Origin of the sequence: Floridaenema aerugineum BLCC-F46 (assembly GCF_041929345.1) — a bacterium.
GTDB classification, from domain to species: domain Bacteria; phylum Cyanobacteriota; class Cyanobacteriia; order Cyanobacteriales; family Aerosakkonemataceae; genus Floridanema; species Floridanema aerugineum.
In genome coordinates this window covers 45,101-70,846 of sequence record NZ_JBHFNQ010000218.1, presented here as the reverse complement: position 1 = coordinate 70,846, position 25,746 = coordinate 45,101, and the positions used below count along the sequence as shown (strand labels likewise).

Genomic DNA, 25,746 nt, shown 5'->3' with positions numbered 1-25,746 from the left:
ACAATATTCTTAAAGTACAGCCCTTGATGAATGCTAATGCTATTTTCACCAAGGTAAGGGTACTCAACCCTCTTGGGACAAAATTGCTCACTAGCTGATTTGACCAAATTTGTGGAAATCTTTTTATCCTTAAGGTTTGAAGTTCAACATTATGAACGCAGTCGCGCCAACTCCCATTATTAATTGCGTCATTCCTGACTGGTTACAGGAATGTTTATCTGCTAATTGTGCGAACCCCGAAGTTTGTACCACCAATGATACAGGCTTAATTTGTCGTGCATTTGAATTTGCTTACCAACTCCATGAAGGTCAGTACCGCAAATCAGGAGAACCCTATATTTGTCATCCCGTTGCTGTCGCGGGGTTGTTACGCGACTTGGGTGGCGGTAGTGCGATGATAGCAGCTGGGTTTCTTCATGATGTGGTAGAAGACACCGATGTTACAGTCGAAGAAATCGAAGAGCGGTTTGGTGCAGAAGTCGCCAGATTAGTGGAAGGTGTCACCAAACTTTCCAAGTTTTCCCATAACTTCTCTAGTAAGACAGAACGACAAGCGGAGAATATCCGACGAATGTTCGTGGCGATGGCGAAGGATATTCGGGTGATTGTGGTGAAGTTAGCCGATCGCCTCCATAATATGCGAACCTTAGAACATTTGGCAGATGAAAAACGCCGTCGCATTGCTCAAGAAACCAGAGAAATTTTTGCTCCTTTGGCAAATCGCTTGGGGATCGGTAGATTTAAGTGGGAATTGGAAGATTTATCTTTTAAATATTTAGAACCAGAATCCTATCGCCAAGTTCAAGAATTGGTAGCGGAAAAACGGACCGATCGGGAAGCTAGACTTGGTAAAGTACAAGATGTCCTCAAAGAAGGACTCGATGAAGCTGGAATTAAATTATTAGATATTAGTGGTCGTCCTAAGCATCTTTACAGCATTTACCAAAAAATGCAGCGACAGCAAAAGGAATTCCACGAAATCTACGATTTAGCAGCAATTCGCTTAATTGTAGAGACAAACGAGGAATGTTATCGTTCTTTGGCTGTGGTTCACGATTCTTTTACGCCGATTCCCGGTCGGTTTAAAGATTATATTGGTTTACCAAAACCTAACCGCTATCAATCGTTACATACGGTTGTGGTTGGGCCAATTGGTAGACCTGTAGAAATCCAAATCCGCACTTTGGAAATGCACCACATAGCTGAGTATGGGATTGCAGCGCACTGGAAATATAAGGAAACTGGTAAATCTAATCGCAGTCGCGTCACTGCTGATGAAGAAAAGTTTACTTGGTTGCGGCAACTGCTGGAATGGCAAAATGAACTGAAAGATGCGGAAGAATACCTGGAAAACGTCAAAGATAACTTAGAATTTGATGATGTTTTCGTTTTCACTCCCAAGGGGGATGTAATTTCTTTGCCGCAAGGTGCGACAGCGGTAGATTTTGCCTATCGGATACATACAGAAGTGGGGAATCACTGTTATGGCGCGAAGGTGAATGGTCGAATGGTGCAGTTAGATACGCCCTTGAAAAATGGCGATATCGTGGATATTATGACTCAGAAAAATAGTCATCCGAGTTTAGATTGGCTAAACTTTGTAGTAACCACTGGTGCCAAGAACCGAATTCGGCAATGGTACAAGCGATCGCATCGGGACGAAAATGTGGCAAGGGGAAGAGAACTGTTAGAAAAGGAATTTGGCAAAAGCGGCTTTTCGGCAGTGATCAAATCCGAACAAATGCAGTCAGTTGCAGAACGATGTAACTATCACAGCGTTGACGATCTCCTAGCTGCTTTAGGTTACGGCGAAGTCACCCTTAACTTGGTGGTAAATCGGATGCGAGAAACTGTGAAAGCCTTGCAACCAATTGAACCTGCAACTGAGGAAACTTCTTTAGTACCCACAACGTCACGTTCTGTACCGAATACCAACAATAGTAAGTCCAGTCACAGTAGTTCCTGTTCTCCCATTGTTGGTATAGATGGATTGCTTCATTATCTAGCTGGGTGTTGCAATCCGATTCCCGCTGAACCGATTCTCGGTGTGGTAACAAGAGGTAGTCGGGGTATTTCTATCCATAGGCAGGGTTGTCCTAATTTGGAAAGTGTACCAGGAGATCGTCTTTTACCCGTTGGCTGGAGATCTTTAGATCCCGACACTGGTTGTCGGCAGACTTATCCAGTTAATATCCAAATTGAAGTGCTCGATCGCGTGGGAGTGCTCAAAGATATTCTCTCCCGCTTGACAGATAATAACATCAACGTGCGAAATGCTCAGGTTAGGACTTTTGAAGGCCGACCAGCTGTAATCGATCTTGGTATTGATATCCGCGATCATGAGCAATTAGAACGCATCTTCACTCAAATTAAAAAAATGAGTGATATCCTAAACCTGCGTCGCGTCAGCCAAATTGATGAATAGATAGTACACTCTTTCATCAAACCACTTTGTTGTTCTTTTTTTAGGATTTTTTGAATGGCTTTTTCTTCCGCCAAGCTCGTTTCCCTATTTGCTAGCGTTGTAGCCCTCGCTACAATAGGTTCTCAAGTTGCGCTTGCACAACAGCCTCCCAGACCAAACACTACACCCCCAGCAAACAGTCAACCAAACGCTCAACCAAACAGTCAATCTCAGAGTGTTGAAGAATTACTGGGTTTAAGTCAAGATCAAATCCAAAAAATTCGCAGTATTTTGATTGACAGACAACAAAAAATTGAGCAAGTACTCACCCAAGAACAGCGTACTATGCTTAGTGAAGCAATGCGTTCTGGTGAAAATGCTGCCCCAGTTCTGCAAAAATTGAACCTTTCTCAAGATCAAAAATCTCGCATTGGTACAATTGTACAGGCTTCTAACCAACAAATCCGATCGGTTCTGACTCCAGAACAACTCAAAAAGTTGGAAGCGCAAATTCAACAAAACCAAAACCAAAACCAAAACCAAAACCGTCAGTAAGTACTAGCAAGCAAAGATTTGAGCTAACTGGTAAACTCATGATGGTAATCTTAGGAGGCTAGTTTTTAAAGTTTTTAGATCCCCGACTTCTTCAACAAGTCGGGGATCTAGGTAGTTTTTTTGGGGTAGATGAAATGCAATTAAATGTTGCTAATCCTTTCTTAAATTTGAAATACGAACCAGCATTAGAAAACTTGGGTGAAGATTACTACGATCGCGTTCTGGCAGCGGAATTTCCCCAGCATATTTTACGGTTTCGTAATGATAAATTATTACCCCAAATTGGATTAGATCCAGAAAAAGTGTTTGACGAAGATTTTATTGAAGCTTTTGGTCAATTTCAAGGGGTTAGACCTTTTTTAGCTTTGCGTTATCATGGCTATCAATTCGGGGAATATAACCCAGCTTTAGGAGATGGCAGAGGTTTTCTTTACGGACAAATTCGCGGAATAGATGGGGAACTTTACGATTTTGGAACTAAGGGATCGGGTAGAACACCTTACTCGCGTGGTGGGGATGGGAGATTAACACTTAAAGGGGGAGTGAGAGAAGTTTTAGCAGCTGAAGCTTTACATCAAATGGGTGTGAGAACTTCCCGCTGTTTTAGCATGATTGAAACTGGGGAATCTCTGTGGCGCGGCGATGAACCTTCGCCAACTCGTTCCTCTGTAATGGTACGTTTTAACCGTTCTCATATCCGCTTTGGTACTTTTGAAAGGTTACATTATATTGGACGTAGCGATCTAATTAAAAAGCTGTTAGATCATGTAATTGAGATTTATTATTCTCATTTATTAAAGATAGAAAATGAATCGGAACGTTATGCGTTATTTTATGCCCAATTAGTGCAAAAAGTAGCCCAATTAGTGGCGCAATGGATGGCGGCAGGTTTTTGTCATGCAGTTTTAAATACTGATAATATGTCAATTACTGGGGAAAGTTTTGATTATGGGCCTTATGCTTTTATTCCTACTTATAATCCCACTTTTACAGCCGCTTATTTTGACTATTATGGTCGCTACTGTTACGGTTATCAACCTGCTATTTGCCAGTTGAATTTGGAAATGCTGCAAGTGCCTTTGCGTGCGGTAATGTCGAAAGCAGATATGGAAGCGGCATTGGAGAAGTTTTCGGAATTTTATGCCCAACATTATCAAGAGTTAATGTTACGAAAGTTGGGTTTAGAAAATTTGCCAATGCCGGAAGCTGAAGAGTTGTTAAAATCAACTATTCAGGTTTTAGGAGATACTCAAGTTGGTTATCATGCTTTTTTCTCGGAAATAACTGATTTGTTTTCCCGTAACTGGCGCGAGGATGTTAATTCAATTTTGAGTGAACCGGACTTTTTACAAGGTTTGGAAAATCGGGAAAGTTTGGAGAATTGGCGGAGTTTATATCATCGAGTTTTGCAGAATTTGCCCCAGTCGGAAATGGCAGAAGTTGCAGCGAGAATGAAGCGTTGGAATCCGAAAACTGTGTTACTTAGACCGCAAATTGAAGCGATTTGGGAACCGATTACTAATGAGGATAATTGGGAACCTTTTTATGAGTTGGTGCGGAAAATTCAGTTGGGGATTTAGGGATTAGGGATTGGGGATTGGGGATTGGGGATTGGGGATTGGGGATTGGGTAAGCTGTTACGCATTTAAATCACTTAGGACTTACGCACTCTCAGCCTGAAACCCCGATCCCCCCTAGCCCCCCTTACCAAAGGGGGAATTTCTCAAGCCCCCTTGGTAAGGGGGTTGGGGGATCGCCAGTGGGTAAGTCCTATCACTTATTAACGAGTAGGGTGCGTCAGAGGGTAAAGCCTTATATAGAAAGGAAAATATCCCCTTCTGACGCACCCTACAATATAACTTTTAAATGCTCCACAGCTTAAATCAATTTGATTAATCTTCCATTGGCAGTGTGAAATAAAAAGTGCTTCCTTGTCCGATCGCACTTTCTACCCAAATTAATCCTTGATGACGTTGGACAATATTTTTACAAATAGCTAACCCTAAACCTGTTCCTCCTTTCTCACGAGAATCTGAGACATCTACTTGTTGGAAGCGCCCAAAAATCAATTCGAGTTTGTCTGCTGGAATGCCTCTTCCTCGATCTGTAATTGAGAACAAAATACAGTTTGAGAGAATGGTTTCTTTTAGGTCTGGGAATTTTGCTAAAATTCGCAAATCTAAATTGTTGGTTACATCGGCTTTCATCGAAATGGTGCTGTTTGCTGGGGAAAATTTAATCGCATTACTCAGGAGGTTAATTAAGGTTTGAACAATTTCGTCGCCAGATGCGGAAACTGTAACCGATAGGGGAACCCATTCTAGAGTGATATTGGCTTGGTCGGCGATCGCTTTTACTGATTCTACCGCTTGCTCGATCAATTCACTAACTTGGCAAATTTCCTTAATCAGAGGGACTTGACCAGAGTCTAATCGCTGTAAATTGAGAATATCGTTGACTAAACGTACTAGGCGATCGGTGTTGTTTACGGCAATTTCTAACATCTGTTGCGCTTTGTCCGGTTTATTTTTCAACACACCCGATTTTAAAAGGTTCAGGGAACCATAAATAGAAGTTAAAGGTGTCCGCAGTTCATGACTAACTATGGAAACAAATTCGTCTTTCATGGTATCAAGCTGGTGGCGATCGGTAATATCCACAGACATTCCAATGATGCGAGTAGGTTTACCTGTGCTGTCAGTGAGAACTCTAGCACTAACTTGAAACCATCGCCATTCCGGGTTTTGTAGGGAAGTTGCGACGCGATGTTCAATCTGAAATGTGCCTCTTTGAGCAATAGCTTCTTGATTAGCTTGATCGAGTGCAACTCGATCGTCTGGATGGACTAATGCCATTGCTTGCTGATAGGGGATGTTTTCCGGGATGTACGGTGTAACAGTGTTGGTAAACAAGATTTCATCAGTTTCTAGATCGCGTTCCCAAGCGATCGCGCCAGAAGCTTTCAATGCTAACCGGAGGCGAGTTTCACTGGTTTGTAGGGCGATTTCCGCTTGTTTGCGTTCTGTGATATCAGTCGTAATGCCAAAAATTTGTTGAATTTCACCCTGTCGATCCAAAATCGGGACATACTTTACCAGAATTGTGTAAGGTTCTTGTCCTGGTAGTTGAATTGTGGCTTCTCCCGACCCAAAAGTGCGAGTTTCGACGGTTCGCAGTAGGATTGGCAAATAGGTAGAGGTGACTTCTTTGGGAAACAAATCTTCATCTCGTTTACCGATAAAGGTTTCGTAAGTCCATCCGGTTCGCTTCAGGGCACGCTCGTTGACATATTGCAAGCGTAGATCGCGATCGTAAATCACAAATACATCTGGCGCATATTCTACGACTGTCCTAAAACGGGTTTCACTAGCTTGTAGGGCGATTTCGGCTTGTTTGCGATGGCTAATGTCGCTCAACACCCCGATTACACAATCTTGCTCATCCAAGCGAGTGACTTTGGCAAACAGCAATACTGTTTTAATTTCACCTGATTTGGTGCGAAACCTGACTTCAAAATTATCTATTCTGCCATACTGAAGCAGGGATGCGCGAAAGTGTTGTAAATCTGCCAAATCAGTCCATAATTGCATCTCAACACAGGTTTTCCCGATCGCCTCAGTTCGGGAATAGCCCAAAACCTTGCTGAAACTGTCGTTCATTTCAATGCAGCGTCCTTCTGCTAGGGTAGCAATCCAGGCTGGCTGAGGGCTAGTACGAAAAACAGTGGTAAACTTTTTTTCTGACTCTTCTAGACAGTTCTGAAGGCGATCGAAAGATTCTTCTAACCGATCTGCCATCAGATTAAAAGATTGCGCCAATTCTCTGACTTCAATAATTAAACTATTGGCTGGCAACCTCTGGGTTAAATCTCCAGATGCGAGTTGCTGACTAATTTGATTTAGGCGAGTAATGCGAGTAGTAAATCGATTGGCGAGAATTAATCCTGATGCGATCGCCATCAATAAAGTCAGCAAGCAGAGTAATAAAGTGGTGCGCCTATTATTCTGAATCTCTGCCATAAAATCCGATTCTGGAATTACTGTTACTACTAACCAATCCAACCCATATTTATCTTGATAGGGGTAAACGGTTAAAAAATAACGATTACCACGAATTTGAAAATTTAAGGCTGGCGGCGATTTTATTGTTGTCAAATTACTAAATTTTGTTTGCAAATACTGATAGGAATCTTGAATTGCAGGATGAGGAGTTTCCCAAGGTAAGCGACGCTTAAATTTCAAAGTTCCCGGTTCAGCTATTCCACTTAAGTCAGGTTTCCCCGATACTGAGTAAGAAGGTTCTGCGGTTGAGTCAGCAATCAACAAACCGTTGCGCTCGATAATAAACACTTTCCCCGATTTTCCCACCTCTAAACGACGGAGAAAATCACTCAGTTGATTGAGGCTAATATTAACAGCAAAGACTCCTAACAATTGACGTGATTTATTATAAAAAGGAGTGTAAGCATTGAGAGCCAAAATATTAGTACTACTAATTTGAAAAGGGTTAGTCCAACCTGCTTTTCCCGTTTTCACCGCTTGACGATACCAAGGGCGATCGCGCACATCAATATTTTTAACGGTTTCCAAATAGCGCCCCAAATCCCCTGCCTGATTAACACTGTAAGTATGGTTAATGGCAGGGTTGGATGGTTTGGATATAGCAGCTTCAAAGGGCAACTCTCCCGGTTTTAAGCGTGTCGTTACGCCATAATCTCTCTTGCTGACGCGATGACTGACTCGCAAATCGCCTTGGGGAGTTCCAAACAAAAGTGTTGTCAGTTCTTCATTCTGCCGATGTTGTAGGATTAAATATCGATGTAGTCGATCGAGGTTTTGTAGGTTGATTGCGCCTGATTCGATCGCTGCTATTTGGCATTGATTGAACTTGTGGGCATTTTGCAAATAGCGATCGAGTTCCTGGGTAACTTGCTGTCCAACATTTTTCATCAATTGATGAGCCAGTTTCTCTACGGCTTGTTGCCCGCTGCGGTAAGACAGATACCCCACTAGCGCCACTGCTCCCACAGTTTGCAACACAAACGGAACTACCAGCAACCACCACAGCGGAATTTTTGCTGAATCAATCCGAAAGTGTTGGCAAAAAAGAGAACGGGGCGACGGCATAAACGGTAGTTATAGCCTCTGAGCAAGTGCAGGTAATAATTAGTTCTGCAAATTTTCTCTATTTGTTAGGATAAAACACCCAGCCTATCAGTGTCATTAAGTTATCTATCCCGGGTTAGGGATTGATTTGTTGGTTGGTGCGATCGCTAATCTCCCATTGGCAGAGTGAAATAAAAAGTACTTCCTTGTGCCATGACACTTTCGGCCCAAATTAATCCTTGATGTCGTTGGACAATATTTTGACAGATAGCTAACCCTAAACCTGTTCCTCCTTTCTCACGAGAATCGGCAGAATTTACTTGTTGAAAACGTCCAAAGATTGATTCTAATTTGTCTGGAGGAATGCCTCTTCCTTGGTCTGTAATTGAGAACAGAATATATTTTTCGGGGTTAATTTCGGTTAACTCTGGGAATTTTTCTATGATTCGTAAATCTAAATTGTTGGTAACTTCAGCTTTCACCCAAATAGTGCTGTTTGCTGGAGAAAACTTAATCGCATTGCCCAAAAGGTTAATTAAAGTTTGAATAATTTCGTCGCTAGATGCCCAAACGGAAGCATTTAGGGGAACCCATTCTAAGGTGAGATTTGCTTGGTTGGCGATCGCCTTTACTGATTCTATTGCTTGCTCGATCAAATCATTAACTTGGCAGATTTCCTTAACTAGCGGCACTATACCGGAGTCTAATCGCTGTAAATTGAGGATATCATTGACTAAACGGACTAGGCGATCGGTGCTTTTGACGGCAATCTCTAACATTTGTTGAGCTTTGTCCGGTTTATTTTTCAAGACACCTGATTCTAAAATACTCAGAGAACCGCGAATTGAAGTTAAAGGTGTTCGTAATTCATGACTAACCATTGAAACGAATTCGTTTTTCATGGCTTCCAGTTGGTAGCGATCGGTAATATCCTTAATTACAATAATCGTTACCTCCTGTCCTTCCAGGTTGCAGCGTTCACCTGAGAGCAGCAATATCCTAATTTCACCAGATTTAATCCGAGTTGTAGTCTCAAAATTGTAAACTGCACCCTGTTCTACGAATTGTTGAAACTGCTGACGTTGGTCTAAATTTACCCACAAACCCAATTCTGTCGCTGTGTAACCGATAAGTTCTTCACGGGAATAACCGTAGAACTCACTCATCCTGGCGTTGACTTCTACAAAGCGTCCTTCTGTTTTGGTTAAAATTGCGATCGGATCGGGGCTAGTACGAAAAATAGTAGTAAATTTTTCCTGAGATTCTTCTAGGGCAATTTTGATCCGCTCAAAAGATGCTTCTAACTGATCTGCCATTAGGTTGAAAGATTGCGCCAATCCTTGTACTTCGACAATTGAGCTATCATCTGGTAATCTCTGGGTTAAATCTCCAGCTGCGAGTTGCTGGCTGGCTTGATTTAGCCGAGTAATACGGGTAGTGAATCTATTAGCAATTGTCAATCCTGATGTAATTGCCAAGCCTAAAGTCAGCAAGCAAAGTAAGACAGTGAGGCGTTTATTGCTCTGAATTTGAGCCATAAAATCTGACTCTGGAACCACTGTGATTACTAACCAATCCAAGCCGTATCGATCTTTAAAAGATTTAACCTGTACAAAAACCCGTTGATTATTAATAGTGAAATTTAGTTGTTGAGCATTTTTTATCTGGTGAAAGCTGCCGAATCTTTTCTGTAGCTGTTGAGCAATTTTTTGTGTTATTTCATCTTGGCTATTTACGGCTGGTAAGCGTTCGCGTAGCGTGCCGTTAGGCGTATCGGGTTTTCCGTTAACTAATCTCGTTCCAATTGCGTCTGATAAATTTGAGGTAGCAATCAGATTGCCCGATCGTTCAATAATAAAAACTTGTCCTGTGGGAGAGAAGTTTAATTGATTGAGAAATGTACTAATTTCGGAGAGGAAATAGATTGAGGTAAACATTCCCTGAAAATTTCCGGCTCGATCGTATATAGGAGCGACTGCCATGACTTGTAAAGTCGGGACAACTTGACCGACATAGATAGGTGTCCAATGTTGTTTACCAACGGTTTTCGCCTGACGATACCAGCCAAGAGTGCGAAAATTATGCTTAATTGTCAGAACCAAATTTTGGGGTTTGCCTTGAGAATCAACCTCATAAAATCGACGCTGATTGGGATTCATTTCGGTTAAATAAATGGTTCCGATCGGGAATAGTTTACCCGTTACTTTTTGGGCAAAGTGTTGTCTCTCTTGGGAACCTATTCTTTCATATCCCAGACCATTACCCCGATCGCTCCAAAACAAACTACCCGGTAGCGATGAGTCTAAAACTATCTGCTGCCATAGTTGTTGCCGCAGTTGTGCAAAATTATTCAGGTTTACGATTTTCTGTTGTGTTGCTAAAAGATTGGCAGCTACAACTTTTTGAGATCGTTGTAAGTAGCTGTTAAGGCGATCGCTAACTCGTTCTGATGTCTGCCGCAACAACTGATTCGCTAGATTCTCTACTGCCTCTTGTCCGCTACGGTAGGAAAGATAACCCACTAGTGCCGTTGCTCCCACTGTCTGCAACACAAACGGTATCACCAGTAACCAACGTAGTGGAATTTTTACTGACTCAACCCGAAGTTTTACATAATTGGGCAACAGCATAAATGGTAGTAGAAGCCTTTAAATAATATAGAGCGTCTGTATTGCAACTCTATCTGACTTGCAGCATAAAATATATACAGTACAAATGCAATTAACTTATCTACCGTAGGATATAGATATTATATTAGGTTTAGGCGATCGATATGCAATAACGATCGCTTTTTTTAGACAACGAATGATTTTATTAATACAGGACACCCGGAGAATGATCGGGATTGATTTCAATAACTAAATCTACTAAATCTGGGTTTTCAACTAATGGTTTAATGAATAATTCTGGGTGAATACTGCGCCAAAAGTAGGCGACAAATTGCTCAATAACTTCATTTGTCATTCCGGTTTTTCCAGATGCAATCATTTCTTGTTCTGCTTGTTTACGCCATTGCAAAGAAAGCCGATAATCGACGGGATAAAGGACAATTAAACGGTCTAAAAGTTGCCACAAAGGAACGTATTCTTGGAGTTTAAAATTGATGTCACGGGCGAAAGTGCGATCGCTTAAAGTAACAATTGGTTCTGGTGCAGAGTCGAAGGTGGTAGGATCGATCGGACGCACCCCCACAAACCAACCTTCAAATAATACAATATCAGCTTTTTCGACTATTTCTGGCGTAGTGCGATCGCCTGCACCTTGCCACAAAGATTTATCGAAGCGGGGAATTTCTACAGGTGTTTTTTGTTGGCGTAATTGAGTTAAAACTTTAATTCCTAATTCTACATCATGAGTTCCCGGAGGCCCTCGCCAAATTAATCTAGGGTCTTGTTGTTGCAGTTCTTGTCTTTCGGCGTAGGTTTTGTAGAGGTCATCGATCGAAATACTTATAGTTTCGAGCCGCAAATGTTTTAAAATTAAAGTAAGAATAGCTGCTAAAGTGGTTTTTCCCGTGCCTTGTCCGCCCAAGATTCCTTGAATTAAAGGACGTGGTAAATCACGCCGCCAAGTTGCTAATTGAATTGCCAAAGGTAGCCATAATTCCCAGAGAGTTTCTAGAATTAAAGGGCGACTGGTGAAACCTTTGTTTTGGCAATATGCGATGACTTGGGGATGGAGTTGGGGGAAGAAGTGCGAGCGATTATCAAGCAACTGGGCCACATTTTCGGAAGTAATTCCAAAAGCTTTTGCCCGTGACTGATCTGCCAAAGCCCAAATCTGTAGTTTTTCCAGAGAAGATGCTGATAAACTATTACTAGAAACCCAATTTTCGAGGATTTCTCTTAATGATTTCCTGTTGAGTTCTGGCATAGCATCAAGAACCGAGTTTGAACGCTTCAATAAATAGACTAAAAGTCAAGCCAATTTTGAGCAAATTAATTGATTCAGTTAATAAAGAGCGTTGGACTCCAGGCTTTCTAGTTGTGTAAAAAAATCTACTATATAACTCAGTAAATAATACCAAAATTCCGGCTGCTGGCACATCCCATCGTGCCGATTGACCAGTTTCCGTAGAGACAGCAGTTCCCAGAAAAAAGCCCAGCAACAAACAGATTAATTGTAATGATAACCGTCGCCAAGGGTTGCGAAACCAAGCGCCAATCTGATTACTAGTATAAACAACTAAAGTGTTAAGACGAGTGTTTTGCATTGCCAGAGATAATTTAAGAAGAGAAACGGGAACCTAAGTAACATTTTATAATCTGGGGGAGTTAATTTAAGATTAACTCCGAAATTACCGTCATGGGCTTAGTCATTTATATTAAAGGTTATTTTATTTAGCCCAAATCCGTTTCCATCTGAACGGGGATCTGTTATGACAAAATTATCACCTCTTAAACATAAAAATAGTTATATCTAAAAAACTATGAATCTACCAAAATGGCAAGTTTACACTATCTTTAGCGTTAGCTGTGGATTTGTACTTGTGGCATTGATCCTGAGTCGGTGGGAAATCAGCGTTACTGTTGAGCAAACACAGCCGCGAGTTTCTCCAGTTTCCTTATCAAATCGGGATTCTGCTGCGATCGAGTCAGTCACCAACAACCAATCTACGACAAAAGTCAATCCAAGAGCAACGTCGGTCAAAACTCCTCAGAGAGCTTTACGCTTGAGTAATCAAACAGATTATCCAGTGAGAGTTGCCTTTTTACCAAAACAGGTAGGAGTGAGAAAACAGCAGTCTGCTACCGTCAAACAATCAGTGTACGGTGAACCAGGACACTGGGACTTTGCTCCCCAAGAAGGTGCTACCAGTGGATTAGTTCTCTCTTTACCCAAAGGAATTGTACAGCTAGAAAAGGGAGATGTGCTGATTGCCTTTGCTCAAGATGGTTCCGGGCGCTACTGGGGTCCTTATGTTGTCGGCGAAACATCTTCACCCGTCTGGAATCGCCAAAAGTCAGAGTGGCAGTTAATTTTGCAACCTTCAAGTTAGCAGGGAAAGAGACAGAAGCTAAAATTCTCCTTGTTCCTGGTAGCCTTAACCAAAATTTGTCATTTCTCGCTAAAGTAAGTCTGACAACAAAACTGAGCAGGATTACTTACCGACGGTTAAAGGCTGCATGAAACTGTATTTTGAGCGCTTTACTATTCCTTTGCAGAAGTATTGGGAGACGCATCCGAAAATGGTGTGGTTACTCTCGATTTTGTGGGTGTTGTTGATTGGTTGGCTAGCCTTTTTTTGGCATTTGGGTAGCATTGGGTTGGTGGATGAGACTGAGCCTTTGTTTGCGGAAGCGGCGCGGCAAATGGTGGTGACGGGGGATTGGATTACGCCTTATTTCAATGGTGAGACTCGTTTTGACAAACCAGCTTTAGTTTACTGGCTGATGGCGATCGCCTACCAAACGATCGGTGTCAACGAGTGGGCGGTAAGACTCCCTTCTGCCTTGGCTGCACTAGCTTTAACGGCACTCGGTTTTTATACCCTGCAACGGTTTGGTTTTCCTAGCCCCTGGGGAGATGGGGAGAAAAACTCTCTCCCCACCCCCTCTGACCGAACCCACCCCCCCACCTCTTCCCCCAGTCCTCAGTCCCTTTCTGCTTGGATTGGTGCGGCTTTAATTGCGTTAAATCCGATTACAATTGCTTGGGCGAGAACGGGTGTTTCTGATATGTTGCTCAGTGGTTGTATCGGCACATCTTTGTTCTGTTTTTTTATTGGTTATGCGACAAAAGATGAAAGTAATTCAGGGGAAAATCAGCAAAAGTTCTTTTTAAATATTTCGCCTTGGTATATAGCTTTTTATGTTTTAAGTGCTTTGGCGGTATTAACTAAAGGCCCGGTGGGGATTGTTTTGCAGCTAATAATTATTGCTGGTTTTGTAATTTATTTGGGAAATTGGCGGGAAGTTTGGCGAGAAATGCGCCCGGTTTGGGGTAGTTTGATTTTTAGTGCGATCGCTCTCCCCTGGTATATCTTGTGCTATTTACGCAATGGCAATGCTTTCATTGATGCGTTTTTTGGTTATCACAATGTTGAACGCTTCACCCAAGTAGTTAATCGCCATTCTGCACCTTGGTATTTTTACTTTTTGGTGGTGTTAGTAGGGTTTTTCCCTTGGTCGATTTATCTGCCTTTAGCGGTCGTCAAATTGCGCTTTTGGCAAGGGAAAAAATGGCGAAATTCTGCCCGTTCCAGTCAGCTTGGTTTATTTGCTTTGGCTTGGTTTTTCGGGATATTTGGCTTTTTTACGATCGCGGTAACTAAGTTGCCCAGCTACGTTATCCCATTAATGCCAGCAGCGGCAATTTTAGTGGCGCTGTTGTTTAGCGAACAAATAACTTTTGTGACTTCGGAAAAGTTTCTGATTACCGACAGCGAGAAGTTCCAAACAAATAAAGGTTTGTTTTGGAGTGGAATTTTCAACGTTGTTTTATGTATTGCTATTGCAGGTTTACTGCTCTATCTGCCAAAGATACTGGGATACGATCCAGCAATACCTAATTTGCGCCAGCTGTTAGAAAAGTCTGGGTTAACATTCAGCGGTTTTTTAATTTGGGGAATTAGTGCGATCGCCCTAATTTTTTTACTCCTACATCGTCGCCGTTTACCATTCTTAGTAGTTGCCAATTTTATCGCTTTTGTCGCCTTCTTAACTTTTGTCCTCACACCCGCCTCTTTTCTCTTGGATAGCGCCAGACAAATGCCTTTACGGGAATTATCTGCTGTTATCAAAGAAGTAGAAAACCCAGGGGAAGAGTTGTTTATGATTGGCTTTAAAAAACCCAGTGTGGTGTTCTACACTCAACGAAATGTCAAGTATTTAGAAGGTTTTAACGAAACCTTTAATTACATGAAAAAAACCGCTGCTGCTAATCCAAATCGCACTTCTGTTTTAATCCTCAGTCAATCCAACCAAGTCGATCGCGAATTACTCGATACTACTCCCCATCAAGTATTAGCTAAAACCAAAGCTTACAAATTAATTCGGGTACTCGTGACTGGGGACTAGGGACAAAGGGAAAAGGGGACAAGGGGACAAGGGGACAAGGGGACAAGGGGACTGGGGAACAAGGAGAAGTTCTTTAATTTAAAACTCTTCCTTAACTTAAAACTCAAAACTCTCTCACTCAAAACTTTCCCTAGTCCCCAGTCCCAATTTTCTGAAACAAGACGCGATAAACAGGTTCTCCTTTATTAAAGGTGGCGATTTCGCGTTCGGTGGGGACTGGGAGGGGGTTTTGAGTTAACCATTCGGTTGTACCTTGTTTTTGGAAAGCTGGGTGTTCTTGAAAACGATCGCGCATTTCGATCGCCACAGCTTCCACATCCGATTGAATAAACACTTCGCCACCAATCACCAAATAATTAGCTAAATCAGCTACCGTTTCTGGTTGTACCATACGCCGTTTTTGGTGACGTTTTTTAAACCAAGGATCGGGAAATTGAATTGTCACTCGCTGCAACTTTCCCGGAGGAAGGGAACTCAGGAGAGGGCGCAAAGAATTATTTACATTGCAAAATAAGTAATGTAAATTTCCCAAACCTAATTGATCCCGATATTGATTTGCTTCATCAACTAAAGGTTCCCTAATTTCCAACCCTAAAAAATTCCAATCAGGTTGGATCTGTGCCATGCTCAACACAAATCTACCCCTAGCACAGCCAATGTCCAAATGTATTGGTTGATCCAGATCGGCATAAATTTGACTCCAGTCTGGGGGACTTGTTGGCGTTTGATACTTCCTGCTTAATGGGTTAACGTGCTGACGGACTCGGACAGCTGCCAAAATTTTTACTCCTTTTTCGTAAATAAACTACACAGATAGAGGTCGTAACGGCTCAGTATTAGTTATACTCGACGGGGATCAAGGTTGAATGGCACTTAAGCAAAAGTTTCGCCTTCTAGATCCCCGACTTCTCGAAGAAGTCGGGGATCTGGAGGTCGGGGATCTAGACAGCTTATTTTAGTTCCATTCGATCGAGGTTTTACTCATTTAATTCGCTTATTGCCATCATGAGTTTAGAATTTCGCTTCGCAGTGGCTAGCGATTTACACATCGCCCTTCCTCACACCATTTGGGACAATCCTTATCGGTTTCATTTGGTAGAAGTTAGCATTCCAGCTTTAGAATTAATTTTTCAACATTTGGCGCAACTCGACCTGGATTTTTTATTATTACCAGGAGATTTAACTCAACATGGTGAACGGGAGAATCATGCTTGGTTAGAACAGCGGTTGGCGCAGTTACCTTTTCCAGTTTACGTTGTACCGGGAAATCATGATGTACCTGTTTTCCGAGGTGATGAAAAAACTATTAGTTGGGCAGATTTTCCGAGTTATTATCAAAAGTTTGGTTATGATAACCCGAAACAACTTTATTACACTTGTGAAATTTTGCCCGGAGTGCGCTTAATTGGTTTAAATTCTAATAATTTTCATGAAAAAGGCGATCAAATCGGACGTTTAGATGATACTCAATTAGAGTGGTTAAAAGGTGTTTTGGCAACTGCTAAGGAAGAGTTGATTTTGGTGATGATTCATCATAATGTGGTGGAACATTTGCCGGGACAATCTCAGCATAAAATGGGGCGCAGATATATGTTAGAAAATGCGCCTCAGTTGTTGGAAATTTTACGTCCAAAGGTGCAGTTGGTATTTACGGGACATTTGCACGTTCAAGATATTGCTGAGGATCGGGGAATTTATGATATTACGACTGGTTCTTTAGTGAGTTATCCTCACCCTTATCGAATTTTACATTTTCGGGCTGATGAGTTGGGAAGAAAATGGTTACAAGTTGAAAGTCATCGAATTGATTCTTTACCGGAATGGCCTAATTTACCGAATTTTTCGCGGGAGTGGATGGGCGATCGCTCTCTCCAATTTATGCTGCGTTTATTAACCGAACCACCTTTAAGTTTACCCTTAGAAACTGCTCGCGAATTAGCCCCCAGTTTACGTTATTTCTGGGCAGATATTGCCGCTGGTGATGGGATGTTTGATTATCCAAATTTCCCCCCAAAAGCTAGGCGCTTTTTCCAAAATTTTAGTGCTACTGGAAGCGATCGAACTCCCGCAATGATTGACAATTACGCTACGTTGTTGCTTTAAGGGAAGGGGACTGGGATAGTTTCGAGTTTTGAGTTTTGAGTTTTGAGTTTTGAGTTAAAGAGTTTTCTTGCTCCCCTGCTCCCCTGCTCCCCTGCCCCCCTGCTCCCCTGCCCCCCTGCCTCTTCTAGGGTTGGCGACAAATGCCGAATACGGAGGTATAACCGTGAAGGAAGGTGCTACCTCCGACGGGGCCAATTTCGCCGTTACAGAAAAAGCCACTTAGAGGGGCATTTTTAATGTAGCGACGGAACATTTGGGAATCAAAATTAGGGCGACCATAAAGCCCTTCGCCTCTACCGACACAGGGGAAGATTAAAGCGCCAATGGCATCGGCATCTGCGGGGGTTTGTTGTAGGTAACGTTTAAGCATCATTTCTAAATCATCAGCGGATGCTTCGGCATCTCGGAGGTGAAATTTGATGCGTTGTCCGGGACGAACTCGATCGCCTATTGCGATCGCGCCTGCTTTGGGATCGACACCCAACAAATTGCGAATTAAAAAGTCTCCGTGTTCTAATTCCTGTTTAAATTCGTCTCTGGCTACACCAACAAATAGGGAATTTTGGGCTAATAGGCGATCGGTATCACTTAACCCTTGTAACAAATCTCGCAACACTTCTAAAGGTGGACGAGAATTATCACTACCAAAAGCATTACTACTTTGTTCTTCTAATCCCAAAACAATGTTTCTTTCCCCTTGGGTAACGCGATAAGTCTCACCAATGGGACGGCAACCTTGAGCCACAATTGTTTCTAAAATAATGTTACCGCTCAGGGCAACTCCTACCGTTCCTTCGCGATAGAGTTCGTAATTACAAAATAGAGCAATATTACCTCTAACGTTACCACCGCTAGCTAATCCACCTAATTTAATCGCTCCCGGATAGGCATAATCTAAACCTTCTAGGAGATCGTTGATCCCCGATAGAAAGGGATCGGAAAATAGAATGAAATTAGGTCGAGTTTCAGGTGAAACAGCAATTAAATTGACCCAAGTATCGGGAGAACTATCTAAATCTGGTAAAACTTCTGGTAGGAGATGAAAGGCTTGTACTGTTACATCTGGCAAGTGTAGCAAAGTCAGACTTAATCCTGGTTGTCCTTCTACTTCTTGGGCTTCGCCGTAGCGACTCATGCCAATTACACCGCCCCCACTGCAACCAATTAGTACTTTTGCTGATAATCGTTCTTGGAGTAAGGGCATTAACCTTGTATACTCACTAGCAAAAGCAGAGGAAATGAACACCAGTCCTAAGTCTGCTGATGCTTGTAATGATTGTTCTGTACGTTCTACAACTTCCTCGACAGCCGCTTCCAAAGAGGGACGGGTGGAGAGGGCATTTGCCCATCTAATTTGGTTGCTCATGGGTTTACCGTCACGTCCTATTTCCTGATTTTACGCTATCTGAAATCACAGCCTAGCAGAAATAATTGAGCAGTTGAAAATAGGTAAAAAGTCGATCGAACCCTTCTGCCTTCTGCCCTGGAGCCTTCTGCCTTCTGGCACTGTTCTATGTTAATTGTATGGTAGGATAGCAACCAATCTGTAATTTGAGTAGTAGAGAAAGGTTACGGTTTTCATCCTAGTAGCTTTTTGTAAACAAATGATAAGATGAAAACTGCTAAAGATACAGGGCGTTATTACATCCTGTAAATTCAGGAACGCCTAAATCTTAAGAAATAAGCTCAGATTCTTACCTAATGAAGAAGCTGATTGTAAGAATAGACAGTTAGGATCTCATTAGTATAGATGCCTCTGAGTAAATTTTAGAGGTAAAAAGCTGAGATTAAACAGAAAGATAGAAAATCCTCAAACAAAGACAAGATCTATGAGCAACATCGAACAACAAATCGAAAAAGAACGGGAACAAGCTCGTAACGTATGTGATTCTAAGGGTGCGACATCGGGCGAGTGTGCGGCGGCTTGGGATGCAGTGGAAGAATTACAAGCAGAAGCTTCACATCAGCGACAAACGAAACCCAAAACTTCTTTTGCTCAATACTGTGATGATAACCCGGATGCTGCTGAGTGTCGGCTATATGAGGACTAATTTTTGTTAGTTCCCATTGGTAAATGAAGTTAATAAGTAATTTCTGCAACCGAACTCGGTAAAATGAGTTCGAGTTGCCAATTTTTTACTGTAAAGCAGTTAGGAGATGATGCAAGAGAACATTTGGTTTCGACCGTTAGTTTGGATGGATTACCGACTAGCGGTATTGTTTACAGTGATTATTCCTCTGATTCTACTAGTTTGGGCTTTTGTGGGAAAAAGCGAGGCGGTGCAGAGGTTGATGATTATTTACTGGCGGGTTGCTAGTTTGTTAGCGATTACGATTTATTTGCTGATCGGTGGTTGGTCAATTGGTTTTATTACGGCTTTTGCGTCGAGGTTATTAATTCCGGCTTCTTTGTGGTTTTGGCAGGATATTAATGAGGAGATTAATGATTTGCCAGAGCAAAAATTGAGGTTAGGTGTGAGTTCCTGGCGCTGGGCAATTACAGTTTACAGTTTGCTAGGAGCGATCGCGCAAATTCCCTTCCTACGTTGCGCGTTTTCAGCGGGGGCGATGGATGAGCAGTTTTGTCAAGTTTGGCAAGAACCACCTTTTTTATTCAAAGCATATTTCCACGCTAATACTAGGGCGGGTTTTCTGGGATTTATTGGCTTAATGGCGCTGGTGTTTTATGTGGCGTATTTTGGTTACTTTTTGTTTTTTAGATTGGGGAAACAGGGACGCACGGCAATTGAACAATAATGAAATATGACTGATTCTATTGGTAGGCGCTTAGAAAAATATACGGAAAAATGTCCCCAAGAGGTTTTGCTAGTGAATGTGCAAATGGGGGATGTGGAAGACAAAATTGCCATTTTCAAAGGTTTTTCCAGTTCTTTAATGAATCCTACGGCTTGCGATCCAGATGTGCCAGTGTTGCCAGAAGAGGCAAAAATTCTCAGTGTCGATCGCATCGCCAGTCCCTATAATCCTTCAGCACCTCGCTATATACAGAAAGATTTAACTTGGGAAAATATGGAAGCTCTGTTATTAGAAGTAGGAGTTTAATTTAGGGAACTCCTGAACAGATATAGGACTTATATCAAATCGAAAAAAGAATGTAAAAAATCGCAGATGCCCCTAAATCCACCTTAATAAGGGAAACTTAAAACCTAGTATTGTTCCCCTCTTGGGAACAGGACTTAAAACCTAGTATTGTTCCCCTCTTGGGAAGAGGGGTTAGGGGGGAGCGAGCATCTGTAGCAAACTTTCAGATAATTGATCGATCGATCGCGAATCCTATTCCAGTTTTCACCTGCTACTAGCCCCCCTAGTCCCCAGTCACCGAGCAGTATTAGGTATAATTCGTTATTTATATAGAACTAGATTAACTTGGTTACTTACAATTACTTAATTGTATCTTCACAGAAAATACATATAAACACTACAAGTCCCGGATTACAATCAGGTGAAATAGTCAATCGGCAGAAGTAAAAAGCGTTTAACCACTTTAGACTAGCTCCCGAAAGTGCTATCCTCCACTAGTAAGTAAGTGTGATGTGTGGAGTGACTTTAGCTTATGGTTTCAACCCCTGTTAAAACTCAGTCTTCTGGACGTGCTGAATTAGGATTATCTCTAGTACAGCCAGTAAAATCGCTGCAACCGAGTCCTAGCCAAGGATACCATTCTATTGCTCTGCCATCGACGGCTTTATTTGGCACCGATGGGATTAGGGGGAAAGTTGGGGAGTTGCTAACTGCGGAACTGGCGTTGCAGGTAGGGTTACACTGTGGTCAGGTGTTGCGATCGACCTTTTGTGAGCAAGAAACTGGTAATAAAACAGTAATTGTCGGTCAAGATCCGCGAAATTCCAGCAATATGTTAGCAATGGCTTTATCTGCCGGGTTAACTGCGGCTGGGTTGGAAGTTTGGGATTTGGGTATTTGTCCGACTCCGGGTGTGGCTTATCTAGCAAGTGTTTCGGGTGCTTTGGGCGGGGTGATGATTTCGGCTAGCCATAATCCGCCAGAGGATAATGGAATTAAAATTTTTGGGCCTAGTGGTACTAAACTGAGCAAGGCATTACAAGCAGAAATTGAAGCTAGTTTGCGCGGAAAGCGGGAATTTTCGGCAACTACTGGGAATAGTTGGGGTAAACACTACCAACGACGGGATTTATTGAAAGATTATGCAGCTTCGTTGACTCAACCGCTGCAAGCAGGGTTAGATTTGCGGGGAATGCGCGTGGTGTTAGATCTGGCTTGGGGTGCGGCTGTGGGGATAGCGCCGGAAGTGTTTACGGCGATGGGTGCCCAGGTGATTTGCTTGCATGAATTGGCGGATGGCGATCGCATTAATGTTAATTGCGGTTCTACTCATCTGGGTGCGTTGCAGGCAGCGGTAAAAACTCATCAAGCGGATTTGGGTTTTGCTTTTGATGGCGATGCCGATCGGGCTTTGGCTGTAGACTCTCAAGGGCGCGTTGTAGATGGAGATTACATTCTCTATTTCTGGGGACAACATTTAGCTAAGGCGCAAAAGTTACCCGGAAATATGATTGTGGCTACGGTAATGGCTAATTTGGGTTTTGAACTGGCTTGGCAGAAATTCGGTGGTCAGTTTTTGCGGACACCTGTGGGCGATCAGTATGTTCACGCAGAAATGGTGCGTCAAGATGCGATGTTAGGTGGCGAACAATCTGGGCATATTTTATGCCGTCATTATGGAATTAGTGGTGATGGTTTGTTGACAGCTTTGCATTTAGCGGCGATCGTCAAGCAAACAGGAACTTCTTTAAAGGAAATGGTAGACCAAAGTTTCCAACCTTATCCCCAAATCCTGAAAAATGTCCGAGTTGAGGATCGGGAAGTGCGTCTGAATTGGCAAAATTGCGATGCTTTGACTAATGCGATCGCTCAAGCAGAAAGCGCAATGGCTGGACAAGGACGGGTTTTAGTTCGTGCTTCTGGTACTGAACCTTTAATTCGGGTGATGGTGGAAGCGGCTAATGCTGAACTGACTCATCACTGGGCAGATAAGTTAGTTCTCACTGTTCAACAACTTCTACTTGCGTGAACTACCCACACTGACCTGACGGTGAGCGTGTGGGCTTCCTGTCCAACAGAAAGCGTAGTAGTGGATTTCTTGCGTCCTCCCTTACTCCGACTTACATCTGGGCAACAGGCTTTATCCCCCGTTCCAGAGGTCAAAATTCGTAGTCCTTCATCTCGAAGGTTAATACTTGCGTTCACATCCCTGTCATGTTTGGTTTGACAGTTTTCACAAGTCCAAAATCTGACATCTAGTGGCAAACTACCGACTTGATTAAGACACACATGACAGGTTTTTCAACTAGGAAAAAATCTTTAGCTAAGTTACTTTTTTACCTGTTCCCGCCGTCGCAGTTGCAACTGTGACGGTGTTTCTGGATATTTGTATAGGATTATACGAAAATTTTTTGCTTTCTCTCCGATACTACAAAGATATAAGATATTTGTAAGATATGATTCAATTTCGTCAAAGGCGACCAAATAAAATTAAGAACGAATTAAATTTAATCAAAATAATAAAATTTTTAACAAACGAAGCTTGCTAAGCTTGTGAAGCTGCTAGCAAAAGATTTAAACGCTAACAATTCATACATAAATTAAATTGAGTGGCAGTTAAAATCAGTTCAACTAAAACTGAAGAGGGCTATAGTTAGCTGAAAAATCACAAAGGCAAACTTTTCGCTTCTAAAATGTCCCCATTCAGCATTCTTAAAAGGTGTAATTATGGTAGATTCTATATCCCTAATACCTAAATTAGCGTCTGGATTTTATGAGGAAAAACAGTTAGTTAACCCAGAAATTGCAGAGTCCTATAAAAGGAGTGTAATCTTGCAAAAAATAATTGCGCGAATTTGGAACGCTTCCGAAAGTTTAGGAATACAAAATTGTGCGCCAATAGAAGTAGCATTAGAAGAAATAGCCAAGTTATTAGATATAGAACGTTGTAGTTTTTTGTGGTATTTACCAAATACGAAACAAATTAATGTACCTCACGAATGGGTAGGGGAAAAACAAAAATTGGTGTCAGGGGAATATTGCCCATTAGAAATATTTACTAGAGCAGCTAGTGCTTTAGAAAAAATTGCTTCAGGAATTAAAAATGACTTAATTTATATGAAATCAGGGACTGATTCAATGTTAGCCTCGTTTGAGGTGATAGCGCAAATGCTGACGCAGCAAACAAATACGCGATCGCGCCGCCGAAGAGGCGAACAAAGTTCCTTACAAAAGAAAGATTATGCTCAATTAATAATTCCTGTTTATCGGGATACGACTAAAGAAATTTTTCAGGAAACCTCGCTAGGATTAATTGCTTGCTATTGTTCGGGACCACGTAATTGGAGTGTAAATGAGCTAGATTTTTTACAGTTAATTGCCCAACAATTAGCGATCGCGATTCGGCAATCGCAAATTTACGAACGTAGTCAGAGACAAGCGCAAAGAGAAAAACTAATTAATCAAATTACTAGCCAAACTAGGCAAAGTTTAGATTTAGAAACAATTTTAAATTCAGCGATCGCGCAGTTGTTAGATGCCTTAGAAGTCGATCGTTGTTTAGTGCATTTAGTAGAAACTGTCAGCCCAACCAAATCGGAAGTTAAACAGAATATATTATTAGAAAATACTAATTTAGAATTAACAGAAAGCCAAGCAAAAAGCTTTTGGGAAACAGCCCATCAAATAGCTTATCGCCGTCAGCATTTATATGAAGTGTATCGGGAACCTTTTCCGGCTTCTTTAAATGATTTTGACACTCAAGGGCCGATTACTCAATGGGTAATTAAACACAGACAATCAGTGGTAATTAATGATATTGCTCAGGATACGCGAATTGGGGAACAAAATGAAGAATACCAAAAAGCAGCGATTAAATCTTCTTTAGTGATTCCCGTACAAGCAAATAATGTATTACACGCAATTCTTTATCTTAATCAATGTGCTTATAATCGCTATTGGACAAAAAGTGATTTAGAATTATCAGAAGCAGTAGCGAATCAATTAGCTATTGCTATTCATCAAGCTTGTTTATATGCTCAAAGTCGGGCGACGATGGAGCGAGAATCTTTATTAAGAGTAATTAGTAACCAAATTCGTCGGACGTTAGATTTAAAGACAATTTTACAAACAACCGTCAAGGAAGTACAGAATTTTTTAGCTACAGATCGAGTAGCAATATATCAGTTTACTGAGGGAAATCAAGGTGAGTTACTGGTGCAAGAAACAAGGGAAAATTGCTCAGATATTGAGCAAGAGATGAGCCATAATTGTTGTTTTTTGCGAAAGTATTCCTATCCGTATCAGGGAGAAGTGGTACAGGTAATTAATGATGTAGCTAATGCGGATATTAGCGATCGCCATTTAGTATTTTTGCAGCAGTTACAGGTGCGGGCTAGTTTAGTCGTACCAATTATGAAAACTGAGGAAACAACCGAATTAGATGCAGAAATTAACAATAATAAAATTTGGGGATTATTGATTGTTCAGGAGTGTAATTTACCGAGAGTTTGGCAAGATTCGGAAGTGGAATTATTACAACAAATTAGTACACAGTTAGCGATCGCCATTCAACAAGCAGAACTTTACAAAAAAAGCCAACTTGCTGCTGCTACTGCTCAGAAGAAAGCCGCTGCTTTGCAACAAGCTTTGTATGACTTGCAACAAACTCAAGCCCAATTAATTCAAACCGAAAAAATGTCTAGTTTAGGGCAATTAGTAGCTGGAGTAGCCCATGAAATTAACAATCCAGTTAACTTTATTTATGGCAATTTAACCTATATTAATAATTACAGCAAAGACTTACTAAAATTAATCAATCTTTACCAAGAAATTTATCCCAATCCTAACCCAGAAATCCAAGAATGTAGCGAAGAAATTGACTTAGAATTTTTGATGCTGGATATGCCGAAAATTCTATCTTCCATGAAAGTAGGGACCGATCGCATTCGCCAAATTGTTCTGAGTTTGCGGAACTTCTCCCGACTTGAACAGGCAGAAATGAAAGCAGTTGACATTCATGAAGGCATTGAAAGCACTTTATTAATCTTGCAAAATCGGCTCAAAGGTAACGGTACAACTCCCCAAATCGAACTAATTAAAGAGTACGGAAAAATACCTTTAATAGAATGTTTTGCTGGACAATTAAATCAGGTATTTATGAATATAATCAGCAATGCGATTGATGCTTTAGAAGAGAAAACAGGCAAAGATAACTTATCTCCTACTATTACAATTCGCACCGGACTTTATGATGATAATTCTATTATTATCCGCATTGCTGATAATGGCCCAGGTATACCCGCCAAAGCCAAAAAACAATTATTTGACGCTTTCTTCACCACTAAACCAGTAGGAAAAGGCACAGGTTTAGGCTTATCAATTAGCTACCAAATTGTAGTAGAAAGACACCAAGGAGCGCTGTGGTGCGAATCAACTTTAGGAGAAGGTACAGAATTTTTTATCAAGATTCCTTTAGTACAACCAAGAAAAATTATTTAGAAATGGGTAGGTTGTTGCG

At 41.6% G+C, this 25,746-nt stretch carries 17 protein-coding genes and 1 pseudogene; 11 read left to right on the top strand and 7 right to left on the bottom strand.

What is annotated here, in order from left to right; genetic code table 11:
- The first annotated feature begins 151 nt into the window (after positions 1-151).
- From ACE1CC_RS30335 to ACE1CC_RS30325, 3 genes are all read left to right on the top strand, one after another.
- Positions 152-2,425, top strand: a complete 2,274-nt coding sequence (locus tag ACE1CC_RS30335; RefSeq protein WP_413274156.1) for a RelA/SpoT family protein — start codon at positions 152-154, stop codon at positions 2,423-2,425.
- A 54-nt stretch (positions 2,426-2,479) separates the two neighbouring features.
- The gene (locus ACE1CC_RS30330) at positions 2,480-2,959 is read left to right on the top strand and encodes a hypothetical protein (protein ID WP_413274155.1); all 480 of its coding nucleotides are present in this window, start codon (positions 2,480-2,482) and stop codon (positions 2,957-2,959) included.
- A gap of 134 nt (positions 2,960-3,093) precedes the next feature.
- Positions 3,094-4,539 carry a protein adenylyltransferase SelO gene (locus tag ACE1CC_RS30325; RefSeq protein ID WP_413274154.1) on the top strand — a complete coding sequence of 482 codons (1,446 nt, stop codon included), beginning with the start codon at positions 3,094-3,096 and terminating at the stop codon, positions 4,537-4,539.
- Between the two features lie 312 nt (positions 4,540-4,851).
- On the opposite strand, the gene ACE1CC_RS30320 is transcribed toward ACE1CC_RS30325, so the two are convergent.
- The 4 genes from ACE1CC_RS30320 to ACE1CC_RS30305 all read right to left on the bottom strand — a co-directional run bounded on the left by ACE1CC_RS30320 (position 4,852) and on the right by ACE1CC_RS30305 (position 12,277).
- Complete coding sequence (locus tag ACE1CC_RS30320) at positions 4,852-8,085, bottom strand: PAS domain S-box protein (protein WP_413274153.1); 3,234 nt, start codon at positions 8,083-8,085, stop codon at positions 4,852-4,854.
- Positions 8,086-8,231: 146 nt separating this feature from the next.
- Complete coding sequence (locus ACE1CC_RS30315) at positions 8,232-10,694, bottom strand: ATP-binding protein (RefSeq protein WP_413274152.1); 2,463 nt, start codon at positions 10,692-10,694, stop codon at positions 8,232-8,234.
- 184 nt (positions 10,695-10,878) lie between these two features.
- Positions 10,879-11,937, bottom strand: a complete 1,059-nt coding sequence (locus ACE1CC_RS30310; protein WP_413274151.1) for a glycerate kinase — start codon at positions 11,935-11,937, stop codon at positions 10,879-10,881.
- 4 nt (positions 11,938-11,941) lie between these two features.
- Complete coding sequence (locus tag ACE1CC_RS30305; RefSeq protein ID WP_413274150.1) at positions 11,942-12,277, bottom strand: DUF565 domain-containing protein; 336 nt, start codon at positions 12,275-12,277, stop codon at positions 11,942-11,944.
- A gap of 216 nt (positions 12,278-12,493) precedes the next feature.
- On the opposite strand from ACE1CC_RS30305, the gene ACE1CC_RS30300 reads away from it, so the two are divergent.
- Both ACE1CC_RS30300 and ACE1CC_RS30295 read left to right on the top strand, forming a co-directional pair.
- Entirely contained in the window at positions 12,494-13,063 is a 570-nt protein-coding gene (locus ACE1CC_RS30300) for a hypothetical protein (RefSeq protein WP_413274149.1), read from the top strand.
- A 127-nt stretch (positions 13,064-13,190) separates the two neighbouring features.
- Entirely contained in the window at positions 13,191-15,083 is a 1,893-nt protein-coding gene (locus ACE1CC_RS30295) for an ArnT family glycosyltransferase (RefSeq protein WP_413274148.1), read from the top strand.
- 130 nt (positions 15,084-15,213) lie between these two features.
- Here ACE1CC_RS30295 and trmB read toward each other — a convergent pair whose 3' ends face one another.
- Positions 15,214-15,861, bottom strand: a complete 648-nt coding sequence (gene trmB / locus ACE1CC_RS30290) for a tRNA (guanosine(46)-N7)-methyltransferase TrmB (RefSeq protein WP_413274147.1) — start codon at positions 15,859-15,861, stop codon at positions 15,214-15,216.
- Between the two features lie 227 nt (positions 15,862-16,088).
- Between trmB and ACE1CC_RS30285 the strand changes: the two genes are divergently transcribed.
- Positions 16,089-17,186 (top strand): metallophosphoesterase family protein, encoded by a 1,098-nt coding sequence (locus ACE1CC_RS30285; RefSeq protein WP_413274146.1) that lies wholly within the window; start codon positions 16,089-16,091, stop codon positions 17,184-17,186.
- A gap of 124 nt (positions 17,187-17,310) precedes the next feature.
- Here the strand turns inward: ACE1CC_RS30285 and ACE1CC_RS30280 are convergent, their stop codons facing one another.
- Positions 17,311-18,552: an FIST signal transduction protein gene (locus tag ACE1CC_RS30280; RefSeq protein ID WP_413274145.1), complete on the bottom strand. Its 1,242-nt coding sequence runs from the start codon at positions 18,550-18,552 to the stop codon at positions 17,311-17,313.
- A 463-nt stretch (positions 18,553-19,015) separates the two neighbouring features.
- Between ACE1CC_RS30280 and ACE1CC_RS30275 the strand changes: the two genes are divergently transcribed.
- From ACE1CC_RS30275 to glmM, 4 genes are all read left to right on the top strand, one after another.
- Positions 19,016-19,237 carry a Calvin cycle protein CP12 gene (locus ACE1CC_RS30275; RefSeq protein WP_413274144.1) on the top strand — a complete coding sequence of 74 codons (222 nt, stop codon included), beginning with the start codon at positions 19,016-19,018 and terminating at the stop codon, positions 19,235-19,237.
- Between the two features lie 109 nt (positions 19,238-19,346).
- Positions 19,347-19,943, top strand: coding sequence for a DUF3177 family protein (locus tag ACE1CC_RS30270; RefSeq protein WP_413274200.1), 597 nt, complete (start codon positions 19,347-19,349; stop codon positions 19,941-19,943).
- A 6-nt stretch (positions 19,944-19,949) separates the two neighbouring features.
- Positions 19,950-20,249 (top strand): DUF7734 family protein, encoded by a 300-nt coding sequence (locus ACE1CC_RS30265; protein WP_413274143.1) that lies wholly within the window; start codon positions 19,950-19,952, stop codon positions 20,247-20,249.
- A gap of 511 nt (positions 20,250-20,760) precedes the next feature.
- The gene (gene glmM, locus ACE1CC_RS30260) at positions 20,761-22,257 is read left to right on the top strand and encodes a phosphoglucosamine mutase (RefSeq protein WP_413274142.1); all 1,497 of its coding nucleotides are present in this window, start codon (positions 20,761-20,763) and stop codon (positions 22,255-22,257) included.
- Here glmM and ACE1CC_RS30255 read toward each other — a convergent pair.
- Positions 22,236-22,547, bottom strand: a pseudogene (locus ACE1CC_RS30255) (zinc ribbon domain-containing protein); the annotation flags it as partial. The gene glmM and the pseudogene ACE1CC_RS30255 sit on opposite strands and share 22 nt — an antisense overlap.
- Positions 22,548-22,955: 408 nt before the next feature.
- Here ACE1CC_RS30255 and ACE1CC_RS30250 point away from each other — a divergent pair.
- Positions 22,956-25,727 carry a GAF domain-containing protein gene (locus ACE1CC_RS30250; RefSeq protein ID WP_413274141.1) on the top strand — a complete coding sequence of 924 codons (2,772 nt, stop codon included), beginning with the start codon at positions 22,956-22,958 and terminating at the stop codon, positions 25,725-25,727.
- Positions 25,728-25,746 lie beyond the last annotated feature (19 nt).